The 24,381-nt window shown below is 45.7% G+C and carries 16 protein-coding genes, 1 tRNA gene and 1 pseudogene; 16 read left to right on the top strand and 2 right to left on the bottom strand.

Going from position 1 to position 24,381, the window contains the following annotated elements; translation table 11 throughout:
• Positions 1–316: 316 nt before the first annotated feature.
• From QUA74_RS01130 to QUA74_RS29780, 13 genes and pseudogenes are all read left to right on the top strand, one after another.
• On the top strand, positions 317–4,027 hold the full coding sequence (locus QUA74_RS01130; RefSeq protein ID WP_333324184.1) for a response regulator: 3,711 nt from the start codon (positions 317–319) through the stop codon (positions 4,025–4,027).
• A complete protein-coding gene (locus QUA74_RS01125) occupies positions 4,020–4,394 on the top strand; it encodes a response regulator (protein ID WP_015177895.1) in 375 nt (124 codons plus the stop codon). Before QUA74_RS01130 ends, QUA74_RS01125 begins: the two co-directional genes overlap by 8 nt.
• Positions 4,391–5,449, top strand: a complete 1,059-nt coding sequence (locus tag QUA74_RS01120) for an adenylate/guanylate cyclase domain-containing protein (protein ID WP_333324183.1) — start codon at positions 4,391–4,393, stop codon at positions 5,447–5,449. The genes QUA74_RS01125 and QUA74_RS01120 overlap by 4 nt, the downstream gene beginning before the upstream one ends.
• Positions 5,450–5,542: 93 nt before the next feature.
• Positions 5,543–6,061, top strand: coding sequence for a Ycf51 family protein (locus tag QUA74_RS01115; protein ID WP_333324181.1), 519 nt, complete (start codon positions 5,543–5,545; stop codon positions 6,059–6,061).
• 169 nt (positions 6,062–6,230) lie between these two features.
• Entirely contained in the window at positions 6,231–7,565 is a 1,335-nt protein-coding gene (locus tag QUA74_RS01110) for an ATP-binding protein (protein ID WP_333324179.1), read from the top strand.
• Positions 7,562–9,040 carry a tetratricopeptide repeat protein gene (locus tag QUA74_RS01105; protein ID WP_333324177.1) on the top strand — a complete coding sequence of 493 codons (1,479 nt, stop codon included), beginning with the start codon at positions 7,562–7,564 and terminating at the stop codon, positions 9,038–9,040. Before QUA74_RS01110 ends, QUA74_RS01105 begins: the two co-directional genes overlap by 4 nt.
• Before the next feature lie 440 nt (positions 9,041–9,480).
• Positions 9,481–10,683: a tetratricopeptide repeat protein gene (locus QUA74_RS01100; RefSeq protein ID WP_333324175.1), complete on the top strand. Its 1,203-nt coding sequence runs from the start codon at positions 9,481–9,483 to the stop codon at positions 10,681–10,683.
• A 79-nt stretch (positions 10,684–10,762) separates the two neighbouring features.
• Positions 10,763–12,286 carry a carboxypeptidase M32 gene (locus QUA74_RS01095; protein ID WP_333324173.1) on the top strand — a complete coding sequence of 508 codons (1,524 nt, stop codon included), beginning with the start codon at positions 10,763–10,765 and terminating at the stop codon, positions 12,284–12,286.
• A gap of 129 nt (positions 12,287–12,415) precedes the next feature.
• A complete protein-coding gene (locus tag QUA74_RS01090) occupies positions 12,416–14,836 on the top strand; it encodes a sucrose synthase (RefSeq protein ID WP_333324171.1) in 2,421 nt (806 codons plus the stop codon).
• A gap of 766 nt (positions 14,837–15,602) precedes the next feature.
• A complete protein-coding gene (locus tag QUA74_RS01085) occupies positions 15,603–16,313 on the top strand; it encodes a peptidoglycan-binding protein (RefSeq protein WP_333324169.1) in 711 nt (236 codons plus the stop codon).
• Between the two features lie 223 nt (positions 16,314–16,536).
• Positions 16,537–16,618, top strand: a tRNA-Leu gene (locus tag QUA74_RS01080).
• A 444-nt stretch (positions 16,619–17,062) separates the two neighbouring features.
• Positions 17,063–17,251, top strand: a complete 189-nt coding sequence (locus tag QUA74_RS29785; protein WP_445251682.1) for a hypothetical protein — start codon at positions 17,063–17,065, stop codon at positions 17,249–17,251.
• A gap of 12 nt (positions 17,252–17,263) precedes the next feature.
• Positions 17,264–17,413 (top strand): annotated as a pseudogene (locus tag QUA74_RS29780) (IS630-like element ISMae24 family transposase); the annotation flags it as partial.
• 15 nt (positions 17,414–17,428) lie between these two features.
• On the opposite strand, the gene QUA74_RS01070 reads toward QUA74_RS29780, so the two are convergent.
• Together QUA74_RS01070 and QUA74_RS01065 are read right to left on the bottom strand one after the other, a co-directional pair.
• Positions 17,429–19,204 carry an ATP-binding protein gene (locus QUA74_RS01070; protein WP_333324167.1) on the bottom strand — a complete coding sequence of 592 codons (1,776 nt, stop codon included), beginning with the start codon at positions 19,202–19,204 and terminating at the stop codon, positions 17,429–17,431.
• Positions 19,205–19,491: 287 nt separating this feature from the next.
• Complete coding sequence (locus tag QUA74_RS01065; RefSeq protein WP_333324165.1) at positions 19,492–22,155, bottom strand: DNA methyltransferase; 2,664 nt, start codon at positions 22,153–22,155, stop codon at positions 19,492–19,494.
• 291 nt (positions 22,156–22,446) lie between these two features.
• Here QUA74_RS01065 and QUA74_RS01060 point away from each other — a divergent pair, with 291 nt between their 5' ends.
• From QUA74_RS01060 to QUA74_RS01050, 3 genes are all read left to right on the top strand, one after another.
• Complete coding sequence (locus tag QUA74_RS01060; RefSeq protein ID WP_333324163.1) at positions 22,447–23,322, top strand: urease accessory protein UreD; 876 nt, start codon at positions 22,447–22,449, stop codon at positions 23,320–23,322.
• A gap of 154 nt (positions 23,323–23,476) precedes the next feature.
• Entirely contained in the window at positions 23,477–23,779 is a 303-nt protein-coding gene (gene ureA, locus QUA74_RS01055; RefSeq protein ID WP_015179363.1) for an urease subunit gamma, read from the top strand.
• A gap of 33 nt (positions 23,780–23,812) precedes the next feature.
• On the top strand, positions 23,813–24,130 hold the full coding sequence (locus QUA74_RS01050) for an urease subunit beta (RefSeq protein WP_333324161.1): 318 nt from the start codon (positions 23,813–23,815) through the stop codon (positions 24,128–24,130).
• The last annotated feature ends 251 nt before the right edge of the window (positions 24,131–24,381 follow it).

Below are 24,381 nucleotides of genomic sequence, written 5' to 3'. Positions count from 1 at the left end.
TGCGAGCGTCCCGCGATCGTTGTTTGGCTGTCACCGAGTTTTTGAGCGTAAGTTCACTTGATAAGATGATATTATTTTTGAGCGTGCTGCCGACATTCAGATCATTGGTTTGTTGACAACCCTTAAAAGTACAGATAATCAATATAATTAGCGCATTTTGAAAAATTTTGGATAGCAGAGCTCCTCCATCGGCTTCTCGATAAAACCTGTGATGCGGGTTCGATCCCCTAATTTTCCCTTAACTGTATAGGTGCGTATATATACTATTAATTAAAAAGATATACTGTAGAAAGTTGCCTACAAAGCGCCAGAAAATATGCACCCCCACCTCCAGCGCCAACTCGAACAGCTCGGTTTAGCCAGCGAGTCTCCCCCTCCCACTGCTGAGCAGTGGCAGCTTTTATTAGAGCAGGTAAGTTGTAGCTATGACCGAGTTCAGAGTCAGCAAGAACTTCAGCAGGAAGATTGTTTTAACTTGGAGACGGTGGCATTAAAGGATTTAACTGACTCGCCCCAGTCCCCTCAAGACTCTCCAACAACTTCAGAATTCGATCGACTGCGGGGGATTGTCAACAGTTTGGGGGCGGGATTGTGTATCCTTGACGCGAAGGGCTGTGTAATCTCGGTGAATCCAGAGGCAGAACGCTTGCTGGGATGGCGAGAGTCGGAACTAGCAGGCGTTTCCCTGCTAGAGCGCATCGGGAAGCAAAAGAAAGGCAAGAAATCCCCACTTTTGACAGATCCGAAACAGTCGCTAAGTAAAAGTGAAGATGCGACGATCGCACCTACACTAGATTTACAAGAGGCGATCGCTTCCAGTCAACCTTGCAACAATTGGGACGACGAGTTTTTGTGTCGCGACGGCAAGATTTTACCAGTTTCCTATTTTTTCAATCCTGCAGTTGAGGGCGGCGAAATCTCAGTCTTGGTGTTTTTTGAGATTAGAGAACAACAGCGATCGATCTCGATGCTGCAAGCAGTTCTAGAATCTACAGATGCGGGAATTATAGCGGTTGACAGAAACGGCAATATATGCAATTATAATCAGAAATTTTTAGAGATGTGGGGTTTGTCCGCCAGCAGAGGAAAGTTGAGCCGATCGACCTTTGGCACTGTCAAAAAACCGCTCGAAACAGGATTCCCCTTCGCTAGGGAACAATTAAAAGACCCGCAAAGATTTCTCCAAAAAGTGATCAAAGTGTCGGCCCATCCAGATACTCAAATCCGCGAATTATTAGAATTTAAATACGGAAAAATTATTGAATTAAATTCCTTGCCGTCAAAAATCGGAGCGAAGACAGTCGGCAGAGTCTGGAGCTTTCGAGATGTTACCGATTGCAAAAAAGTAGAACAATCTTTGCAGTATCGAGTAGAATTCGCTCAGTTGATTGCCAGTTTGTCAACCGATTTTATCAGCCAGCCCTTATCAGAAATAGATAAAAGCATCGATCGCACTCTAGAAGCGATCGCCACCTTCACCGGCTTTAACCGCAGTTACATCTACCTGTTATCAGAAGACAAAACCCGCGCCGACAAAACCTACGAGTGGTGTGCCGGCAGCATTCCGGCAATCAAAGACAGCACCGACAAACAAATAGACATCGCACAAATCCCTTGGATTGGAGAAAAACTCGATCGCGCCGAATGCCTCTATATTCCAGAAATCGGCGAACTCCCGCCCCCAGCGATCGCCGAAATTGCCTATTTTATCGGTCAAAATCAAGCCCAATTCCAGACAGAATCCCCATCCCAAACAGTCAATCAAACAGCAACCGCCTCAATACCTTCGATTGGCGCTTCCCTAAATAATTTAGAATCAAAAAAACAGCTTAAAAATATCCAATCGCTGATAATTATTCCCCTAATTTGTAGTAAAAACCTAGTAGGATTTCTCGGATTCGATGGCTTAAAGCAAACAGCAGGTCGAGGAACCGAAATATCCCCACAGCTAAAAATGGTAGGAGAAATGCTCGCCAATGTCCTAGAGCGCAAGCGAGCAGAAGCAGCCTTGAGACAATCCGAAACAAAATACCGCAGCATCTTTGAAAACGCAGTCGAAGGCATATTCCAGACAACACCGACCGGGCACTACCTCAGCGGCAATCGCGCACTAGCCAGAATTTACGGCTACGAATCCTGTTCCCAAATGCTTGCCGAACTCACCGATATCAACCGTCAATTTTACGTTAACCCCAATCGGCGCGCCGAGTTTATGGCCCAATTGGGCGCGCGCCGCCAAGTGTCAAAATTTGAATCCCAAATATACCGCCGAGACGGTAGCACGATCTGGATTTCCGAAAACGCGCGCAGCATCGGCGACGAAAACGGCAGCGTTTTGTACTACGAAGGCACAGTCCAAGACATCACCGATCGCAAACAAGCAGAATCCGCCATGCAGTTGGCCCTAGAAGCAGCAGAATCAGCCAACCGGGCAAAAAGCACATTTCTCGCCAACATGAGCCACGAACTCAGAACCCCCCTCAATGCCATCATCGGCTACAGCGAAATGCTCAAAGAAGAAGCCGAAGAATTGGGCAGTGGCGAATCCGTCCCCGACCTCGAAAAAATTTGCAGCGCCGGCAAACACCTGCTATCCCTGATTGACGACATCCTAGATATTTCTAAAATTGAAGCAGGCCGAATGGATCTCTACTTAGAAACATTCGACATTCATACCTTAATTGAAAGTGCTGTTGCCACGGCCAGACCACTGGTCGAGAAAAATGGTAATACCCTAGAAGTGTACTGTCCAGACAACCTCGACACCATGCACGCGGACATGACCAAAGTGCGGCAAGTGCTGCTGAATTTGCTCAGCAACGCTGCCAAGTTTACCCAAAACGGGAGAATTGCGATCGGAGTGGAAAGAATTAAAAATGAACAATTAAAAATGAAAAATCAAGAGGAATCTTCCCAAATTTTAATTTCCAACTCCGAATTTTTAAGTTTCCGCGTCGCCGACACCGGCATAGGCATGACACAAGAGCAATTGCAGCGAATTTTCCAACCTTTCACCCAAGCTGATGCCTCGACTACCCGCGAGTACGGTGGCACCGGTTTGGGACTAGCAATCAGCCAGCGCTTCTGTCAGATGATGGGTGGCAGTATTGAGGTCAGCAGCAGCTTGGGTGCAGGCAGCACTTTCACCGTGCTCTTGCCCAGCGCCATCAAACAGCCGGAAATCTCCAACAAAGTCCACGACAGCACGATCGCTCCGGACGCCCCCGCTGTCGGCACGGTGCTGGTAGTGGACGACGACCCGATCTCGCGGGATTTAATTCAACGCGCCCTCGCTCGCCAAGGACTGCACATCGAAGTCGCCGGCGGCGGCGAGCAAGCTCTCCGGCTCGCTAAGCAACTACGGCCAGACGCCATTACCCTGGACGTGATAATGCCCGGAATGGACGGCTGGGCGGTACTTTCAGCGCTGAAGGCAGATCCTGACCTTGCCGAAATTCCCGTAATCCTGCTATCCTTTGTGGGCAACAAAAGCCTCGGCTTTGCATTGGGTGCCTCGGACTACCTCACCAAACCAGTGGACGGCAAACGGCTGGCTGCTTTGTTGAAGAAGTACCGACGCGACCAAGACGGCGTTGCAAGTAACAATTTGACCTGTCAGATTCTCATTGTGGAAGACGACGTGGCCACGCGCAAAATACTGCGACGCATACTAGAAAGACAAGGCTGGGCAGTAACAGAAGCTGACAGCGGACGCGCTGCTCTCGATCGGCTAAAAGTTGCTCGCCCGCACCTGATATTACTGGATTTGACGCTGCCAGAAATGGATGGTTTTGAGTTGATCGGCGAACTTCGCAAATCGTACTCTGGAGATCCAATACCGATTGTTGTGATCACGGGGAAAGACCTGACACCGGCCGAAAGCCAGCAGCTAAACGGCTACGTGGAGCGGGTGCTACAAAAGGGAGTCTACAGTTGCGATACTTTGTTGCGCGATGTTCGCTCTATAGTCAATGACAGGTTCGATCGCAGGTACGACTCGAAAGGCAAGGAGAACACCAATGGCTAAAATCCTGTTGGTCGAAGATAACGAAATGAACAGGGATATGCTTTCTAGGCGTCTGGCCCGCAAGGGACATGAGGTCTTTATTGCTGTTGACGGTGCTGAGGGAGTGTCCATGGCGCTCGCGAAAGTACCCGATTTGATTCTGATGGATATGAGTCTGCCGGTTCTCGACGGGTGGCAAGCAACGCAGCAAATTAAGGCGGCTCCTGAAACTAGCAGGATTCCGGTGATTGCGCTGACGGCTCACGCAATGGCGGGCGATCGTGAAAAGTGTCTTGCCGCCGGCTGCAACGACTACGACACTAAACCGGTCGAGTTTCCCCGACTTTTGGGTAAAATTGAAACTCTTCTGAAAGAGGCCCTGACATGAAAGGTGATGAGGGCAGCGTACTGGTTGTTGACGACAATGAGGTAAACCGCGATTTGCTCGCCCGCCGACTTCAGCGTCAAGGCCACGTGGTGACTGTTGCTGAAGATGGTCTGCAAGCTCTGGAAATGTTGCGAACAGAGCCTTTTGATTTGGTTCTCCTCGACATTATGATGCCGCAAATGAACGGCTATCAAGTGCTCGAAAGTCTGAAGGCGGATGAAAAGTTGCGCCATATCCCGGTGATTATGATTTCGGCGGTGGACGATATCGACAGTATCGTCCGGTGTATAGAGTTGGGGGCGGAGGATTATCTTTCTAAACCGTTCAATCCGGTATTGCTTAAGGCTCGGATTAGCGCTTGTCTGGAAAAGAAGCGACTGCGGGATAAGGAACAGGCATATTTACATGAGTTGGCGCAGGAAAAGGAAAAGTCCGAGCGTTTGCTGTTAAATATTTTACCGAAGGCGATCGCGCAACGCCTCAAACACGGGGAAAGTACGATCGCAGACAGTTTCGCTGAGGTGACAGTGATGTTTGCCGATTTGGTCGGTTTTACTAAGCTTTCGGCTCATTTATCGCCGGCCCAATTGGTGGAGTTGCTCAACGAGATTTTTTCGGCTTTTGACGAGTTGGCCGAGCGCTACGGACTTGAGAAAATTAAGACGATCGGCGATGCTTATATGGTGGTTGGCGGTTTGCCGACGCCCAGCGACGACCACGCCGAGTCGATCGCCGAAATGGCGCTGGAAATTCAAGCAGCAATGACTAAGATACATACCAAGGGAGGTCAGCCGCTCAGCATTCGCATCGGCATCCACACAGGCCCGGTAGAAGCTGGGGTAATCGGTACTAAAAAATTTACTTACGATTTGTGGGGAGATACGGTAAATACAGCTTCCCGGATGGAATCTCAAGGCGTCCCCGGCAGCATTCAGGTGACAGTTGCTACCTACGAGCGCCTGCGGGATAAGTACGTTTTTGAGGAGCGCGGCGTGATTCCAGTGAAGGGCAAAGGCGATATGATGACTTATCTGCTTGTGGGCCGAAACGCTTAATTAATCATTGGGCATTGGCCAAACAGGGCATTGGGCATCGGGTATCGGTAACTAATATCAACAGTCAACAATCAACAGTCAACAAATCATCAAATGAACGTAAATTCTAACCTTTTAATGTACGCCCAATGGGCGGGAATTCTGACAGTAGCTTTGGCTATTTTAACAGTTATAGCATTTATCTTCAAATGGGGTTTTCGCTTCCGATTGGTAGGAGTGACAAGCTTTATGGGAGTAATTGCTGCAGGTATATTCGGTCTGGGTTTGGGACTGTTTGCGCGTACAGAAATTCCTGGGGCGGTGCGCTATTCTTTAGTTTACGATACAGGCGGCGCTCAAACAGTAGTTACTGTGCCACCTACGATCACCGAATCGCAATTAGAAGCAACGATGCAGCAAGCGGCTGCGGATTTGTACTCTCCAGGGCGCTCTGGGCGGGGCAGAGACTACATGACAATCCGGGTTCGTACAGTTGTACATCCTGAACCTGGGCTGTCGCAGCCGCTGTTTTTGGGCGAAGTGAGGCGATCGCTCGCGACTCGTTATGATGACAAAATGGCGATCGAAATCTTCCCCGAAAAAGTCGCAATTTTGAAAAAATATCAAGCTTAGAAATAGGGTGCAGCAGCATTCTTAGGACTTACGCATCGGAGATCAGAAACCGGGTTTTTTACGAAAAGAGGCGTTGTAACGGGCAGATTCGGTAAAAAACCCGGTTTCTTTGGTCGTAGTGCGTAAGTGCTGAAAAAATACTTTAAAGTTATCAAAAAAATATCAAATTATGACTCAAGAATCAGAAAAGTTACTAACAAACCTCTACAATGCTTTTGACCCATTCTATCCTTTACCAGCAGGAGATCCGCAGTATGTTGACTGTCGAGAAGTGCGAGGAGATGGTAATATTACCGTAGATTTGGGCACAAAGATTCAGCTATCGCAGCGAATGACTTGTCAGTTGTATACTGGACATCGCGGTGCGGGAAAGTCAACGGAATTGCTGCGACTAGAGCAACATTTGCAAAACAAAGGCTGTTTTGTCGTCTATTTCGCGGCCGAAGAAGAAGATATCGATCCAGAAGATACTGAATATACCGATATTCTCCTCGCTTGTACCAAACATTTATTGAAAAAACTTAGTTCAAACTCTAAATCTCCAGCTTTATTAAATTGGGTAAAGAGTCGAGGGGGTGAATTGAAAGAATTAGCACAAATGGACGTTGCTCTTGACTCTATCAGCCTAGAGTCTCAAATTACTCTGTTTGCAAAACTCACAGCAAATATTAGAGCTGTACCGAGTCTGCGTCAAGAAATTCGCCAAAAAATTAACCCCCACACAACAACTTTAATTGCAGCACTAAATGAATATATTGCTGATGCCAAACAGCACCTCCCTCGCGGCTATACTCAACTAGCAGTTATTGTGGATAATTTAGACAGAATTGTGCCCTTAATCGTAGCAGAGGGACGCAACAATCATGATGAAATCTTTATTGATCGCTGCGGACAACTTAAAGGATTAGATTGTCACGTTATTTATACTTTGCCAATTTCAATGATGTATTCTAACCGTGCGAATGAGTTAGCATCAAATTACGATAACACGGAAATTTTACCAATGATTATGGTGCAAACTCCTGATGGCAATATCCACGAACCCGGATTGAATAAAATAAAAGAATTGATTCGTAAGCGAGTTAGCCTTTTTTCTCCTAACTTATCTCTGGAAACTGGACTGTTTGAAAACCAAGAAATACTAAATCAAATTTGCTTGATGAGTGGCGGTCATGTAAGAAATATGTTACAGTTAATGGAAGAAGCAATTCAACGTACTGAAAAATTGCCGATTTCTGCAACAGCCGTGCAAAGAGCTATTACGAAAGCACGAGATCCTTTTCGTAGAACTGTGGACGATGGAGAATGGCAAATTTTAGCTAAGATTTCATGCTCAAAAGAAATCAAAAATGAGGAGGAATGCCGCAAATTATTGTTTAACCGTTGTGTTTTGGAATACCGTTACTTTGATGAAGCAGGAGAAATACAGTATTGGCATGATGTTCACCCGCTGATTAAAGGAATCAAGCAATTTAAAGATAGTCTTGCACAACTTCAGCCATGACAGCAGAAATAATTGATTGGGATGCCGACTTACCCGAAGCAGAACCCGAAGAAGAATATCAAACTCTGGTACGCACTTTCAAACGGACAAATGGTTTCCGGTTGTTGTTTGTTGAGTGTTCGCCTGCGGAAGGTGAACGCTTGATTGCGAAAGTTCAAGCAGATGTGCCGCAGAAAAAGATTGAGGTGTTGTCGCTGGATGAGTCTGTTTATAATTTTTATAAGATAATTGAAGATTTGCCAGAACGAGATGCAATTAATATCCTGTTTGTGAAAGGCTTAGAATATTCACTTTATGAATATGAGAAAGACAAAAAAGATATCGGATGGGAAAGCAAGGATATTTATTCTTATAGTTGGCGGGGTGTGCCGCCTGTTTTAATTAATTTAAACCAGCAGCGGGAAAGGTTTAGAGATGATTTTAAGATTTGTTTTGTGTTTATTTTGCCTCGTTTTGCAGTAAATTATTTTATCCAGCGGGCCCCGGATTTCTTTGATTGGCGATCGAGTTTATTTAAGTTGTCAATGGATAAAGAACTGCTGCTACTAGAATCAAGGCAGGCTTGTTCCGAAAGATGGAAGCAAGAAGATTATCTAGCTTTGACTCCCCAAGAAAGAAAACGGGAATTGGTGAGGATTCAATCTTTAATTGATGAGGATGGGCAAACACCCGAACAAAAAGCTGCATTGTTTTTTGAACAAGGTTTATTGCATGATTTTGCTGAAGAATATGCAAAGGCGATAGCCTCCTTGGACAAAGCCTTAGAAATCAAACCAGATTATCACGAAGCCTGGATCAATCGGGGCCATGCACTGGGTAATTTAGGAAGATGGGAAGAAGCGATCGCCTCCTTCGACAAAGCCTTAGAAATCAAAACTGATTATCACGCAGCCTGGTACCTTCGGGGCATTGCACTGGGTAAGTTAGGAAGATGGGAAGAAGCGATAGCCTCCTTGGACAAAGCCTTAGAAATCAAACCAGATTATCACGAAGCCTGGTACATTCGGGGCTATGCACTGGGTAATTTAGGAAGATGGGAAGAAGCGATCGCCTCCTTCGACAAAGGCTTAGAAATCAAACCAGATTATCACGAAGCCTGGTACATTCGGGGCATTGCACTGGATGATTTAGGAAGATGGGAAGATGCGATAGCCTGCTTCGACAAAGCCTTAGAATTCAAAGCAGATTTATACGAAGCCTGGAACTATCGGGGCTATGTACTGGGTAATTTAGGAAGATGGGAAGAAGCGATCGCCTCCTGCGACAAAGCCTTAGAAATCAAACCAGATGATGACGCAACATTTTATACTAAAGCTTGCTGCTATGCGTTACACGGTCAGATTGACCAAGCGATTCAGAATTTGCAGCAAGCCATCAATCTGAATCCTGACAAATACCGAGAAATGGCAAAAACTGACTCGGATTTTGACAGCCTGCGATCGCATACTCGGTTTCAAGCCTTGATTCAAGAATAGGGATTTGCCCTTGGGCGGGGCGGGTTTAGGAGATTGTCGGTTTGAGGCAATTATTGTTGGTAAAACCCCCCCTTACAGCATCAAAAACACTCTTATTATTTATTAGTCGGCAAAGGCAGACCTCGCTTGACAAGACGCGGTTTCAACCGCCGATCGCTCAAAAGGGTTACGTGAAAATGATATCTTGCGTGAGGTTTGTCACACCTCAGTACGATCGCCCTTTCCTCTTTTCTACCCAGCCCTATAAAAAATTAGTATTAATCTATACTTCCAAATCCCAGCTCTAGCATTAGAATGAAAAAAATTGAAAAACTCCCCAAATTCCTGTAAAATGGCCATAAATAACCAAATAGTCGCGATCAAAAGCACTCAAAGGCGAAAAAGATCGCATATAAAAAAGAAAAGAATCAATTAGACAGAAAATAATGAGGTGAAACCCCTTGCAAAAATTAGCCAGCATAGAAAAGCCGATCGACTCAGGGGAAAAATCCATAGCAGTCAACACCCAAAAGGCTCAAACATTGTACGATCGCGGCAACGCCCTAGAAGCAATGGGACGATTCCAAGCTGCGATCGAATCCTGGGAAGAAGCGATCGAACTCGAACCAAACTTTTATGAAGCGTGGTACAACCAAGGTGTAGCCCTCAAAAAATTGGGCCAGCTAGAAGAAGCGATCGCAGCCTACAACCAATCCCTAAAAATCCAACCAAACAATCCCGAAGCGTGGTATAATCGCGCCAACGTTTTGCGGAAGCTCAACAGACTCTCAGAAGCGATCGCATCCTACGAAAACGCGATCCAACTCAACCCCAGCTACCCGGAAGCTTGGACGAACCGCGGCAACACCCTCGTCAGCTTAGAGAAATTATCAGAAGCGATCTCCTCCTACGAGAAAGCTATAGCCATCAAACCCGACTACTGCGAAGCTTGGTACAACAAAGCGTTTGCCCTGAGAAAATCAGACCAAAATACAGCCGCGATCACCTCCTTCGACAAAGCGATCGAACTCAAACCAGACTTGCATCAAGCCTGGTACAACCGCGGCTTAGCCCTAGCCGATGAAAAACTCTACCCGGAAGCCGTCGCCTCCTACGACAAAACCCTGCAACTGCGGCCGAATTCCGCTGAAGCCTGGAACAAACGCGGCAGGGCGATCGCACAAATGGGAGAATTTGAAGCAGCGATCGCATCCTGGGACCAAGCCCTCGCACTCAACCCAAACGACAGCGAAACCTTTTACAACCGCGGCTTAGCCTTTGCCAACTTACAACGCTTTGAAGAAGCAATTGCCTCTTGGGACAAAACCCTAGAGTTGCAGCCAGACAACATCGAAGCCTGGTACAACCGCGCCATAGCCCTCAAAAAAATTCAACGATTTACCGAAGCCATCGCCTCCTACGATAAAATCATCGCACTCAAACCCGACGATCCAAACTTGTACTATCAAAAAGCTTGCGTGTACGCCCTGGAAAAAGAAGCAGGCGAGCTCACAAACAGTCAGGAACTTGTTGCTACCAGCATCCGGCTGGCGATCGAAAACTTATCCAAGGCGATCGAACTCAATCCCCAGAAATACCGGAAATTGTGCAAAAATGACTCTAAATTGCGTACAATACGGGAAGAAGTGCGGTTTTTAGCTTGATTTCAGGGTAGCAATGATTGATGGATACCGATGCCGCACTGCAACCGTTGTAGGCAAAACAGCACCATAAACCCCCATCATGCAAACCCTAGACAAAACTCAAGCAAAATTCGCTCAACTGGCAGCCCACCTCAGAGAAGTTAACGACATCGAATCAGTCTCGTCGCTACTGCATTGGGATCAAGCAACATATATGCCTGCCAAAGGTGCAAGTGCCAGAGGTCGCCAGTTAGCCACTCTCAAACAAATATCCCACGAAAAATTTACAGATCCAAAAATTGGTGAACTCCTAGAAGACTTGCGTTTCTACGAACAAACCCTCCCCTACGACTCCACCGCAGCCAGCCTGATCCGCATAGCCCGCAGAGACTACGATCGCGCCGCCAGAGTCCCCGCAACCTTCATGTCCGCACTCTGCCGCCACCAAGCCGACAGCTACGAAGCTTGGGCCGCGGCCAGGGCAGCCAACAACTTCGCAGCCGTTGAGCCGTATCTAGAAAAAACCTTAGAATTAAGCAGGCAATACGCCGACTTTTTCCCCGGCTACGAACACATCGCCGATCCGTTGATAGATCGTAGCGACTACGGCATGAAAGTATCTCTGCTGCGCCCGCTTTTCGCCAAACTGCGTGAAGAATTAGTGCCGATAGTCGAAGCCATCACCTCCCAACCTCCCGCCGACGACTCCTGCTTGCACCAAGACTTCCCAGAATCCCAACAACTAGAATTCACTCGCAAAGTCGTAGAACGCATGGGGTACGACTTCCAGCGGGGACGGCAAGACACCACCCTGCACCCGTTCATGACCAACTTCTCCATAGACGACGTGCGAATTACCACCCGCGTCTACGAAGACCACTTGGATCAAGCACTCTTCAGCAGCATCCACGAAGCCGGACACGCCCTCTATGAACTCGGAAATTCCCCGGAATTTGAAGGCACGCTTCTGGCAGGCGGCATTTCCTCCGGCGTGCACGAAAGTCAATCGCGACTTTGGGAAAATCTGGTCGGGCGCAGCCGCGGTTTTTGGGAATGTTTTTACCCGCAACTCCAAGGCGTATTTTTGCGACAGTTGGGACACGTATCCACTGACGCATTTTACCGGGCAATTAACAAAGTCTCGCGATCGCTCATCCGCACCGACGCCGATGAAGTAACCTACAACCTCCACGTCGCTATCCGCTTTGACCTAGAATTGGCAATGGTAGAGGGAAAACTAGCAGTGCGAGACCTCCCCGAAGCGTGGAACGAACGTTATAAAACCGACCTCGGCGTTGTCCCCGCCACCGACAGCGAAGGCGCGATGCAAGATGTTCACTGGTATGTTGGTACGATCGGCGGAATGTTCCAAGGTTACACCCTCGGCAACTTGATGAGCGCTCAATTCTACGAAACAGCAGTAAAAATCAATCCTGAAATTCCCGTAGAAATAGAACAAGGCAATTTTACCGTACTCCACGACTGGCTAAAACAAAACATCTACCAGCACGGCCGTAAATACACCGCTGTCGAATTGATCGATCGCGTTACAGGTTCTCCTTTAACTATCGATCCCTTTATCCGCTACATTCGCCACAAATACGGGGAGTTTTATGTCATTTGAGGGATAGCAACTTCATTTTGCAGACTTTAAAATGACAAAAAAACTAGCCGCTTAAAAAAAAAGGCGATACAGTTTGAGTATCGCCTAATTTCACAGCGAAAATCAAAAGTCTTAAATAAGGGAGTATGTATGTCTGAACTCTTTCAGGCTGTGATCGCCAGCGACGAAAAAACCGAGTTGCGTCAGTTTGTCAGCGATTTACGCGCTTTGGGAAACAAATATTTACTGCGAAATGACATAGTTAACGCTTTTGCCGCCTACTGCACCAAATACGAAAAGTCGGAACAGTTCCATCAATCTTCTCTTTTAAGCAAACTGATTTACTACGTTCAGGAAATTATTCTCGAAGATGACAGCTTTTGCGTCCTGCTGCGGCCAAAAATTGCTACAATGGAAATAGTGCGAGTTGCAGACGACTTGACTGTTGAGCAGATGACAGTGCAAGAATTGCTCGACGTGCGCGATCGCTTCGTCAACCACTTTCACCCCCAAGAAGGCGACATCCTCGAACTAGATTTCGGCCCTTTTTACGATTATTCCCCCACAATTCGCGACCCTAAAAACATCGGCAAAGGAGTGCAATTCCTCAACCGATATCTCTCCAGCAAACTGTTTCAAGACGCCAGACAGTGGCAGGAAACTCTATTTAATTTCTTGCGGATTCACCGCTACAACGGCGTACAATTACTAATTAACGAACGCATAAAATCCCAAGAACAACTTTCAGAACAAGTCAAAAAAGCCCTCACCTTTGTCAGCGATATTTCTGAAGAAGAACCCTACGAGAGATTTCGATTGGTTCTGCAAGTGATGGGTTTCGAGGCGGGTTGGGGAAATACCGCCGCCCGCGTCCATGAAACCCTAGGAATTCTTGACGAATTAATTGATTCCCCCGATCCGCAAACCTTAGAAGCATTTATTTCTCGTATCCCGATGATTTTCAAAATCGTCCTAGTTTCTCCTCACGGCTGGTTCGGCCAAGAAGGAGTTTTGGGGCGGCCGGATACGGGAGGGCAGGTAGTTTATGTCCTTGATCAAGCCAAGAGTTTAGAGAAACAACTGCAAGAAGACATTCATCTTGCCGGTCTCGATAGTTTAGGCGTCAAACCTAAAGTAATTATTCTCACCAGGTTAATTCCTAACAGCGACGGTACGCGCTGCAACGAACGTTTGGAAAAAGTTCACGCCACAGAAAATGCTTGGATTTTACGGGTTCCCTTCCGCGACTTCAATCCTAAAATAACTCAAAATTGGATTTCGCGGTTCGAGATTTGGCCTTACTTGGAAACTTACGCGATCGATTCAGAAAAAGAACTGCTGGCTGAGTTTCAGGGCAAGCCCGACTTAATTGTGGGCAACTATTCTGACGGCAACTTGGTAGCATTTTTGCTGTCTCGCAAACTCAAAACTACTCAGTGCAATATTGCCCATGCGCTGGAAAAATCTAAATATTTGTTCAGCAATCTCTACTGGCAAGAATCCGAGGAAAAATACCATTTTTCGCTGCAATTTACTGCCGATATAATTGCCATGAATGCAGCTAATTGTATTGTCAGCAGCACCTATCAAGAGATTGTGGGCCAACCGGATAGTGTCGGCCAGTACGAATCTTACCATTGTTTTACCATGCCGGATTTGTACCACGTTGTGAACGGGATTGAACTGTTCAGCCCTAAATTCAACGTCGTGCCGCCGGGAGTTAACGAAAGTGTGTACTTTCCCTACACGCGGATTGAAGACCGGGTGCAAGGCGATCGCGATCGGCTCAACCAATTGCTGTTTACTCTAGAAGACCCAGAACAAGTCTTTGGAACACTCGACGACCCGCAAAAGCGCCCTTTATTTTCGATGGCCAGGCTCGATCGCATTAAAAACATGACCGGCTTAGCAGAATTGTTTGGCAAAAGCCAGGAATTGCAAGAAAAATGCAACTTAATTCTAGTAGCTGGCAAGCTGCGGGTCGAAGAAACCGAAGACTACGAAGAAGCAGAAGAAATTAAAAAGCTCTACGCAATTATCGACCAATACAACCTTCACGGTAAAATTCGCTGGCTGGGAGTGAGGCTTTCCAAAAGCCTGTCCGGCGAAATCTACCGGGTAATCGCCGATACCCAAGGTATATTTGTTCAGCCAGCATTATTTGAAGCTTTCGGCTTGACAATTCTCGAAGCAATGATTACCGGGATTCCCACTTTCGGGACGCAGTTTGGCGGCCCGCTGGAAATCATTCAAGATGGCGTAAATGGGTTTTATATCAACCCGACTAACCACCAGGACACTGCCCAAAAAATTCTAGATTTTTTATCGAAATGCGAACACAATCCCAACTATTGGTATGAAATTTCAACGCGAGGAATTGACCGAGTTTACAGCACCTATACCTGGAAAATTCACACTACCAAGCTGCTGACGCTGGCGCGGACTTACGGTTTTTGGAACTACTCGTCCAAGGAAAACCGCGAAGATATGCTCCGCTACCTAGAATCGCTGTTTTATCTGATTTACAAGCCGAAAGCCAAGGCTTTATTGGCAGAACACGCAAATCGATAACTGCCGAGTTTTGCTTTTTATATCAAATCGGTTGGTATTGGAATTATTCATCTCTCTCTTCTCTTTCTCTGTATCCTCTGCGTCAAGAGGGGTTTAATAATTCCGATACAAGTGAGATGTTGTACCATTCTCAAGAACAGGCATCTTGCCTGTTCCACAAGACATGAATTTTCTTGTGGAACAGGCAAGATGCCTGTTCCTAAACAAGTAATTGAGAATGGTGCAAGATCTCAGATACAACCGAAATTGATATTACGGGGGGATTAAAGGAAAAAACAAGGAAAAAACTTCGCCTTTCATAGATCAACTTTGTACAAAATCTGCCTGTAAAGATTTGTGAATGACGGCAGGTTTTGTACCATAAGACTGAGGCTAAAAGACGTGGTTTATACGAAAATATGGGGTTTAGTAACCAAACATCTCGGAATCAACCGGGTTTATGAGGAATAGTGGGAACCGGGCCCTACTTCTAACAGGTAACTTCCAACTCGTAACTCCTGAGTGCGTCTGTCCCCATTGCCGAACTTCTAGAAGTCGGGGCAGATATAGCAACCGCGCCAGACGCTTAGAACTTTCTTAATGGCCCAAACCAATGCGGTCTATTACCCCTTCTCTCGGACTTCTTGTTACCCGATCGCCAAGTGAAATGGCCTTGTTCCTTTTTCCTTTTGCTATATGTCTCAGAAAGCAGTCCGGGTAATACAATTAGATTTAGAAACATGAAAACAGGGAAACCTTGTCAAACCTCACTAATAGGATGAAATTTATGCGTGTGACTACTGTTACGATTTTCAGCTTGCTCGCTCTGCTCGTTCCCGCCTTGACCAGAAAGGCAACTGCTGCTTTCGACTCCGAACCATTTGTGCAGGAACAGTACCGCAGAGATTTTACGGCTCCCGCCGATCCGGGTGCCTCAGCATCGCCGGAGGGAAATTCCCAAGGAGATATGTTTAACAAGCCTTTTTACGCGGGCGAGCAGCCGCCAGTGAGAAAGGAAAAAACTATCTCGGCGGGAGCTGACGGGCCAGAAGTTGCAGCCATACAGCAACGGTTGCAGGTGCACAGTTTCAAGGTGGGGACGATCGACGGTTCCTATGGCTCTCGCACTACATCGGCGGTTCGTGCCTTTCAGCAGTCTCAGGGTTTGAAGTCAGACGGCATTGTGGACAAAGAAACTTGGACAGCTTTAGCAGCAGATCCCGCGCTTGCTCCTGAAACTGTGCAGAGCAATGTTCCCATTCTGAGCAATGCTGCTGTTCCCGGCAATCCTCCAACTGTTCTAAATAAAGGCGCTGTCGGTTCCAAGGTGAAGACGCTACAGGTGCGTTTGGAAATACAGGGTTACGATCCGGGCCCCATCGACGGCATTTTTGGCGCTCGCACTGCTACGGCTGTCAAGAACTTTCAGAAATTTCAGGGTTTGATGGCTAACGGTATGGTGGACGAAACAACCTGGAAAGCGCTCGGCCAAAAGTAAGTGACAAGTGAAAAATACGGAAAATTGCTGTGGCGATAACTCATGATTGAACCCGGTGTCCAAAAATGACCGGGTTTCTCGATGTGGGGCGATCGAGCAATTGGGTCATCAGCCTGGGGATTTATCAGTGGGTGTCTTTCTTCAATCTAAAATCTAAAATCTAAAATCTAAAATCGATTGACCAATCGCTCTGTTGTGTGCTATAGTCTTTGAATGTCAAAATGCGGATATGGCGAAATTGGCAGACGCGCCAGATTTAGGTTCTGGTTCCGAAAGGAGTGAAGGTTCAAGTCCTTTTATCCGCACTACTCTCAACGCTTTGTACATCAATAGTTTCAGGTTTGTTACGGCGGCATTAAAACTTACATTTTCCGCTCATCCTTCGCTCTGTTAGGTGTTGAGGATTTCCAGAACTGCTTCCATATCAGCCAAGTCCGCCCTCGACTTTTTACGCCGCGCTTTTAACTGGTTGAGTAAGTCACCCGGCTCTGGAAATTCTGCGACTGCCGGAGTTGAGTTGTTATTTTCCTGCCGATCAGCCCAGGAAGATCAAGAGAAAAAGGCGCAATCAGAAGAATTAAAGCAATTGAATGATGAGGGTAAAATTGATTTATATTACTTGGATGAAAGGGGATTTTGTTGGATTCCTTGTGTCCCCAAGGGCTGGCTGGATATAGAAGAATATTTAACAATTCCTAGTCGTCGTAGTCAGCGAATGAATGTACTAGGAATTATGAATCGAAATAACCATGTTGAAACTTATATTTCATCTCAAAGTATTAACTCGCTCTGTGGTTATTGCCTGTATTGATGCTTTTTTACCCGCAGTACATAAGCCAACGGTGATTGTCACAGATCAAGCTTCTATTCATACCAGTGATGCTATTGTTGACAAACTTGAAGAGTGGAAACAACACAATATTACTCTTTTTGAGTGACCTTCTTACTCTGCTGAATTAAATGTAATTGAAATCCTATGGCGGTTGCTCAAGTATGAATGGAGGGAGATATCTCCTTACAAAAGTTTGGAAACTTTCGTTGGAACTGTCGAAAAAATTCTGAAAATTTTTGGAGAAAACTATGTAATTAATTTTGTCTAGCTACTTAACAGCTTATTACGCAGCAACTGGCAAAGTAATCACAAATTCCGTACCCTGTCCTATTTGAGAATTTACCTCAATTTTGCCGTGGTGCTTGGCAAGGATTTGATAGGAAATAGCCAATCCCAATCCAGTACCTTTGCCGATCGACTTTGTAGTAAAAAACGGGTCAAATATCTGTTGGACACTGGCGGACGCAATTCCCGGCCCGTTATCCCGAATCTTGACGGTGACAGTATTGTCCGCCGTAACTTCCGTGCTAATCCAAATCGTTGGCGCATAGCCTTTGTCTCCCTTTTTTACCTCCTCCAGCGCATCTATGGCATTGCTGATAATATTCATAAATACTTGATTCAGTTGGGCTGGATAGCACTCAACAGCAGGCAACTTGCCGTATTGTTTAATAACTTGAATACCTTGTTTGAGCCGGTGATTGAGAATTACGAGGGTGCTGTCTATTCCTTCGTGAATGTCGGCTAATTTCATTTTTCCGTCGTCAGATCGCGAAAAATTCCGCATGGATACGACAATTTCACGGATGCGATCGGCTCCCATTTTCATCGAAGAGAGGGTTTTTGGTAAATCTTCTCTGAGAAATTCGAGTTCAATGTCTTCGATGCGCTCTAAAATGGCATCTGGTGGGTTGGGATAATATTCTTGATAGAGAGTTACCAAATCTGCCAAATCTTCGATGTATTGGTTGGCATAGTCAATGTTGCCTCCGATGAAGTTGACGGGATTGTTGATTTCGTGGGCGATCCCTGCAACCATTTGACCGAGAGATGACATTTTTTCGGTCTGAATTAATTGGGATTGAGTTTGTTTGAGTTCTTGTGTATATTCGCTAACTCGCTGAATCAATTGATTGAAAGAGGCCGCTAAAACTCCGATTTCGTCGTCTGTTGTGACTGGTACTTGCAGGTTAAAATTGGATTCGCGAGTGACTTGCTGAGCAAAATTAGTAACGGTTTCGAGGGGTTGGGCGATCGCACGGCTGGTTTTGTCGGCTAGCATGGCGGCGATGAGTGCTGAAATTAGCATACTCCCGACAATAATTCGGTTTCGCAAACCTTCAGCTTCTTCTAATGCTTGGGTTCCTTGCTGTTTGTGAATTTCTACTGTAGAAATTAGCTGGGTTAAACTCTGAGCAAGGTGATCAAGTACGATCGCCTCTTGACCGCTGCTAGTTCTCAACATTTGTAGCTGTACGGACTCGATGCTGTTGGGCGGCAAATTCCAAACTTCCGCATCTTTTAACTGCAATTTAATTAGCTGACCGTAGTAATCAATTACGAGAGCAGATTTCTTCAAGAGGGCCTGTAATGCTGCCTCTTCTGTTGCTAGTCGATCGGGGTTTTCTCGTGCAAAAGATTCAATTTCGGAAATCAGAATTTTCGCCTGATTGATTTGCCCGAAAAACCTATCTTGTTCGTATTTCAGCGCCACAGTGTTTCCCAAAAGGACTGGCAATCTCGCCGCGTGCGATCGGGCTTCAAATACGGTATTTTGCAAATTTTGCAGCATTTGCTGCTGCTGCCCAGCAACATTCACCTGAACTAAAGCTTGCTTGCGAAAGTAGTCTCCCAATCTCAGTCCCGCACCAGTTCCCAAAATCGCTATGCCTATAGCTAAAGCATAGCCATAGCTAATTTTTTGACCTATCCGCAAATGGTTAAATCCTCCATTCAGCCAAGTTAAATTAATAGATGAATGCTGTAACAACTTTTTTTTAGCAGAGGTTTCTTTCTCTACTGTGCTATCTAGGGACTGAGTGTGGGTAAATAATAACATTGGCAGTTCCTCCCAAACAAATCAGGAGTAATTGAGCGAAGAAAAGCAGAATGCACTTATGCTGAAGGCGAAAAACAGTTTTGAGTGTTTAATTTTGAATGGGGAAATCTTTAACTCAAAACTTAACTCTTCCCCTAGTATCTCTGTTTTTAGACTAGAGTGTTTGTGATCTCTATCAACAATCTATGTGATTATACGCAAAGTTACAAAACTTATGATTACAACGATTAGTATTTTTAGTCAGTTGGGACACAAGGCCCAACTACGGGTTCTCCCCGTTTTTCTTTTTATGCCAGTTCTAGGTTTAATTCCAGCAGTTGTGCTAAAATATCGTCGCTGTCCGTAAATCCGTAAGCTGCATTACATTCGCGATCGAGCTTAGCATGAAGTTTATAAAGTTGACTTGTTGGCTCTTCAAAAAATTTATTGTAAAGTTGAGTAATTCCCCACTGTTTAGCTGACATTTGTTGAGTGCGGTATTGATGCAATTCGACCGCCGTTGCCCGAATTTCCTCTACTGATTGACCAGTCGGTGTCTGCGGAAATGGGAAAGTTTCAAAGCAGGTATTGTGGGTGTATGCGATATCTCCTTTGAGAGTTGATTTTTGAGCGTGCATCCAAATTCGGTGAATTTTAGATGAGAGAATGCCGAGAATATAAAAGTCTTCAGAGGCAACAACTACTGATTTGTCTCCCGGCAGCCAACTAACGGGAGCGGGAATGAAGACAGCCCACTTTGAGACTCTCGGTACAGTGAAGTAGTGAGATAAAGGGGCGATCGCCTTTCTCATTTTAGGAGCATTTTCGCCAAACTTCCACCAATTAATTCTCCTAGTATCCCTGCGGTTCTTATCCCGTTCGGGTTTGACAGTAGCTTTTATATGCTCAAAAGGGATTGCATAATCTATAGCTTGTTCAATCATCATCTCATTGAAATCAATTACCCAACGTTCAGGTCTACCGTGTGGATTTTGAGCTAAGTTTGCACCCATTGAAAAAAGCTTGAGAACATCTTGGTTCTTTAAATCTGCTTTAATCCAATCCTGAGCCTGTTGTTCGCTCGCAATAAACCCCATACCAAGAGGAATTACACCTTGAAAGCATTTGTTTAAATTCGCTGACAACCTAGCAGCTTGAGAAACATCAATCGTAGCTTGCAGCGAAGAGTTAATACTTGAAACCGCGAGATTATCTAAATAGTAGACTCTCGGCTTTTCCTTGCTCCAGTTAATCAAACTCACATGAACCTTAGCTTCCCCCGACCAAGGCTGAGTAGAAACGGCTGCATAAATGTGACCGCCATTTTGCGCGACATAATCTAAAGCAGCAGCACGACTTTTACCTTGACTAATTGAATTAGTAGCAACTAAACCAGCCCTGCCATTGAGTTCTAAATTATTGTGAGCAATGCGAAACCAATAAGCACAAAAATCAACCGAATCTTTCACATCAGGAAAACGTTTAAACACGCGGTCAATATATTCATCTCCCAGGGCAATCCTCATGTGCTTTCCGCCTAAAAACGGAGGATTGCCAATAATCGCGTCAGCCTTCACCCAATCAGTAAATAAAGCATCAGCATAGACAATATTTTTATCCAAAGTATCTAAAGGCAGAGAAGGTTCTTTCAATCCTAAATTATCGATCGCCACCTTGCGGCCAATCATCAGCGTCACCCGCGCCAACTCCACCGCAAACGAGTTAATATCCATGCCGTAAAATTGCTGCGGCGTGACTAAATTCATATAACCTCTTGTACCGTCGAACTCGTTTAGCTTATCTAAAAGTAACTTTTCAACTTGCTTGAGTTCCTGATAAGCTACATACAGAAAATTCCCCGAACCACAAGCCGGATCGAGGACGCGATAGCGACCTAATTCTTGGTGCAGGTTTTGCAGTTTGGCTACGGTATTTGCAGCGTTAATTCGCTCTTCCCAGTAATAGCTAATTGTGGGCAGAACAATGCGGCGAATGTCTCCCTCTGTAGTAAAGTGAATCCCGTAAGCGCGGCGCTGTTTTTTATCTGTTTTCAAAGCCGATTCAAAGATATTGCCAAAAATAGAAGGGCGTACCTGACTCCAGTTTTGTTCGGCACAAACTTCTAATATTTTCAACTCTCCCTGTTGCAGTTCAATGGGGTGTATTTCCGAAAATAATCCACCGTTGAAATACTCGACTCCTTCATAACGTCCTGCGGGCGTGACTCCCTGCTGATTCATTGCTTGAAATAAGCCGCCCAAGACATCGTAAGAACTTGCTCCTTCCAGACAATCTTTGACGCAGCGAGTAAAGAGTGCCGGCGGCAAAAGTCCCCTATCTTCGGCAAACATTGCTAAGACGCATTGCAACACAAATCGCTGTGCCTGAAACTGATTAAATTTAGCAAATTTGCGCTCTTGGCCGCGTTCGATTAGCATCTCCAGCAGCATCCCCATTCTGCTAGCAGCTTTTTCGGTAATCTCGACTTGGTTGTTTTTGAATATGGGGCGGCGGCTGGTAGATTCCATGAAGGCAAAAGCGGGCGATCGCGCGGGCAATTGCTTTAGGGATATAATGTCTACAGGCTGATCCGGCTGAAGGTCGAAATCGTAAATGTGAAACTCGTCAAAATTGCACATCATCACGTAGCGCGGGCGATCGTCTTTTTTGAGGCGAATATAATAGCGTTCTGTTTGGGTGCGGTGTTCTCTTTTAGTCAAGTCTTCTCCGCGCTTTTTCATTTCAATCAAAACGTGCTTTTTCCACACCAAATCAGCAAATCCCATTTGACCTTTTTTGCTACTTTTCTCTATGCGTTCCTCATAGGTTGCGCCTGCTTCTAATGCCCCCTCGTGGCCGAAAGCCCGAAAGAAGCGGTCTAAAAATACCTGTGCTTGTCCTTTTTCATCGCCTGTAATGTGTTGTTGGCAGTAGGTAACGAATTTCTGGAGGCTTTCAGGGGTTGCTGGCATGGGAGGATAATTTAAAACGCATATTAATTAGTATAATCTGCTATCTTGTATTATTGTTATCTTTTGTCATAAGCTGTTACGCATTTAAACCACTAACGAGGCTTGTAGGGCGCGTCAGGCGCGAACACTTACGCTTACAGGGGAAACACTTCTATACTGGCGCACCATACTATCGTCTTTTAAATGCCGAACAGCTTAGACCGCTAGGGAATTCATTCCCTGGCGGAATGTTGGGTAGCGGGTAGTAATACTATATTGTTAATAATCTTTATTATTCAATCCTAAAAATCTGTGATTCAAAACTCGACTGACACACCTACAAATAACATTCAAACTGGATGGCACGGTCGCCTGAATTTAGCCTACGCTAACTGCGGTGGCGCAACTCAAATCATTCACAATCAAATGCAAGCGCCCCTCAAGGTGCAGCGCCCGTTTTATCCTGAAGGGAAAGACGTTTGTCACAGCGTCATCTTGCACACGGCTGGGGGAGTTGTCGGGGGCGATCGACTTTCCAGCCATTTTCACCTCCAACCCAACGCCAAAGCCTTGATTACCAGCGCCGCCGCTGGTAAAATCTATCGCAGCAGGGGACTAGAATCACAACAAAATATCGACATCCAACTAGAAGCCGGTGCTAGTTTAGAATGGCTGCCACAGGAAACAATAGTTTTTGACGGCGCAATATATCGGCAAAATTTGCGGGTAGAATTAGCACCAACAGCGAGGATTTTACTGTGGGAAATTACCAGATTTGGACGCAGTGCTAGGGGCGAAAAGTTCTTGTCGGGAGAATGGCGATCGCACACCGAAGTCTGGCAACAAAACAGCCCTTTATGGATTGACAGACAATTGCTCAAAAGTCGAGAAAAAATGCTCGAAAGTCCTCACGGCCTCGCAGGAAAACCCGTAGTCGCCACCCTAGCTTGGGTAGGCGAACCTGTTACAGCCGAACTCGTGGAAAAAGTGCGAAATTTGCCATCCGAGGCAACAATGTATCCTGGTAATTCCACAGTCGGCGTGACTCGTATTCCTAACGGTTTGCTGTGCCGATATCGCGGTACATCCACAACTGCAGCTAGAGACTGGTTTGTCAACATTTGGCAGTTGCTGCGCTTGTCTTTTTCACAACGCCCTTGCTGTTTGCCCAGAGTTTGGATAAAATAGGATGATCATTGAGTTTCAATGTATAGTTGCCCTCCTAACTAGATTATTCATCTCTCTCTTCTCTCTCTGCGCCCTTTGCGGTTAAATCATTCACAAACAACCGTAAAAGATATTATCATAATCAAATAATGCGATCGCCCTTACCCCAATAAAAATGCAACTCACCCCCCAAGAAAAAGACAAGCTGCTGATTTTCACCGCCGCCCTGGTAGCAGAGCGCCGGAAACAAAGAGGTTTAAAATTAAACTATCCAGAAGCACTAGCCTACATTTCCGCCGCCATTTTAGAAGGAGCCAGAGACGGCCTCACCGTCGCCGATTTAATGAGTTATGGAACCACTCTTTTGACGCGGGAAGATGTGATGGAAGGGATACCAGAAATGGTGCATGAAGTCCAGGTGGAGGCGACTTTTCCCGATGGAACTAAACTCGTTACAGTACACGATCCGATCCGTTAACAAATCAACCACAGAGACTCACAGGAAGAAAAAATGATTCCAGGAGAAATGATTGTTTCAGCAGGCGAAATTGAACTAAATGCAGGTCGTAAAATCGTGTCATTGGTGGTAGCAAATAAAGGCGATCGACCTATACAAGTTGGCTCGCACTATCACTTTTACGAAGCTAATGAAGCCTTAGAATTTAATCGAGAACAAGCAAAAGGAATGCGATTGGATATCCCCGCAGGTACAGCAGTCAGGTTTGAACCGGGAGATGAAAGGGAAGTGCAATTAGTACCTTTTGTAGGTAGTCGTCAAGTCTACGGCTTTAATGGAAAAGTGAACGGTCATCTGGATGCTGAAGTATGAAGCCCGATGACCGTTCACGATTGTTGAGTTTTGAATTTGAAACTTTTTAATTTCAAAGTTCTGCCAGTTTCCAAAAAGAATGCAACTGTAGGAAATATCCACACCATGATAGTAATAAGTCATCCGCAATCCCCAATCTAACATGGTGTCATTTCCAGCCCTATGCCTGGAGAGTGACCAAAAAAACGGGATTCAAGCCCCGTCCTTCTAGGACGGCTTTTCTTGATTTCTAATATATTCCTTCAAAACTT

The organism is Microcoleus sp. LAD1_D3, assembly GCF_036702135.1.
GTDB lineage: Bacteria > Cyanobacteriota > Cyanobacteriia > Cyanobacteriales > Microcoleaceae > Microcoleus.
The sequence above is the reverse complement of the archived record's forward strand: the minus strand, read 5'-3'. Positions and strand labels throughout refer to the sequence as shown.

Excerpts from the sequence above, each read along its gene's own strand:
- QUA74_RS01115 (WP_333324181.1), top strand. The coding sequence starts at position 5,543 with ATGAACGTAAATTCTAACCTTTTAATGTACGCCCAATGGGCGGGAATT.
- QUA74_RS01085 (WP_333324169.1), top strand. The coding sequence starts at position 15,603 with ATGCGTGTGACTACTGTTACGATTTTCAGCTTGCTCGCTCTGCTCGTT.
- ureA (WP_015179363.1), top strand. The coding sequence starts at position 23,477 with ATGCAACTCACCCCCCAAGAAAAAGACAAGCTGCTGATTTTCACCGCC.
- QUA74_RS01130 (WP_333324184.1), top strand. The coding sequence starts at position 317 with ATGCACCCCCACCTCCAGCGCCAACTCGAACAGCTCGGTTTAGCCAGC.
- QUA74_RS29785 (WP_445251682.1), top strand. The coding sequence starts at position 17,063 with ATGTTGAAACTTATATTTCATCTCAAAGTATTAACTCGCTCTGTGGTT.
- QUA74_RS01070 (WP_333324167.1), bottom strand. The coding sequence starts at position 19,204 with ATGTTATTATTTACCCACACTCAGTCCCTAGATAGCACAGTAGAGAAA.
- QUA74_RS01065 (WP_333324165.1), bottom strand. The coding sequence starts at position 22,155 with ATGCCAGCAACCCCTGAAAGCCTCCAGAAATTCGTTACCTACTGCCAA.
- QUA74_RS01050 (WP_333324161.1), top strand. The coding sequence starts at position 23,813 with ATGATTCCAGGAGAAATGATTGTTTCAGCAGGCGAAATTGAACTAAAT.
- QUA74_RS01105 (WP_333324177.1), top strand. The coding sequence starts at position 7,562 with ATGACAGCAGAAATAATTGATTGGGATGCCGACTTACCCGAAGCAGAA.
- QUA74_RS01125 (WP_015177895.1), top strand. The coding sequence starts at position 4,020 with ATGGCTAAAATCCTGTTGGTCGAAGATAACGAAATGAACAGGGATATG.
- QUA74_RS01120 (WP_333324183.1), top strand. The coding sequence starts at position 4,391 with ATGAAAGGTGATGAGGGCAGCGTACTGGTTGTTGACGACAATGAGGTA.
- QUA74_RS01095 (WP_333324173.1), top strand. The coding sequence starts at position 10,763 with ATGCAAACCCTAGACAAAACTCAAGCAAAATTCGCTCAACTGGCAGCC.
- QUA74_RS01090 (WP_333324171.1), top strand. The coding sequence starts at position 12,416 with ATGTCTGAACTCTTTCAGGCTGTGATCGCCAGCGACGAAAAAACCGAG.
- QUA74_RS01110 (WP_333324179.1), top strand. The coding sequence starts at position 6,231 with ATGACTCAAGAATCAGAAAAGTTACTAACAAACCTCTACAATGCTTTT.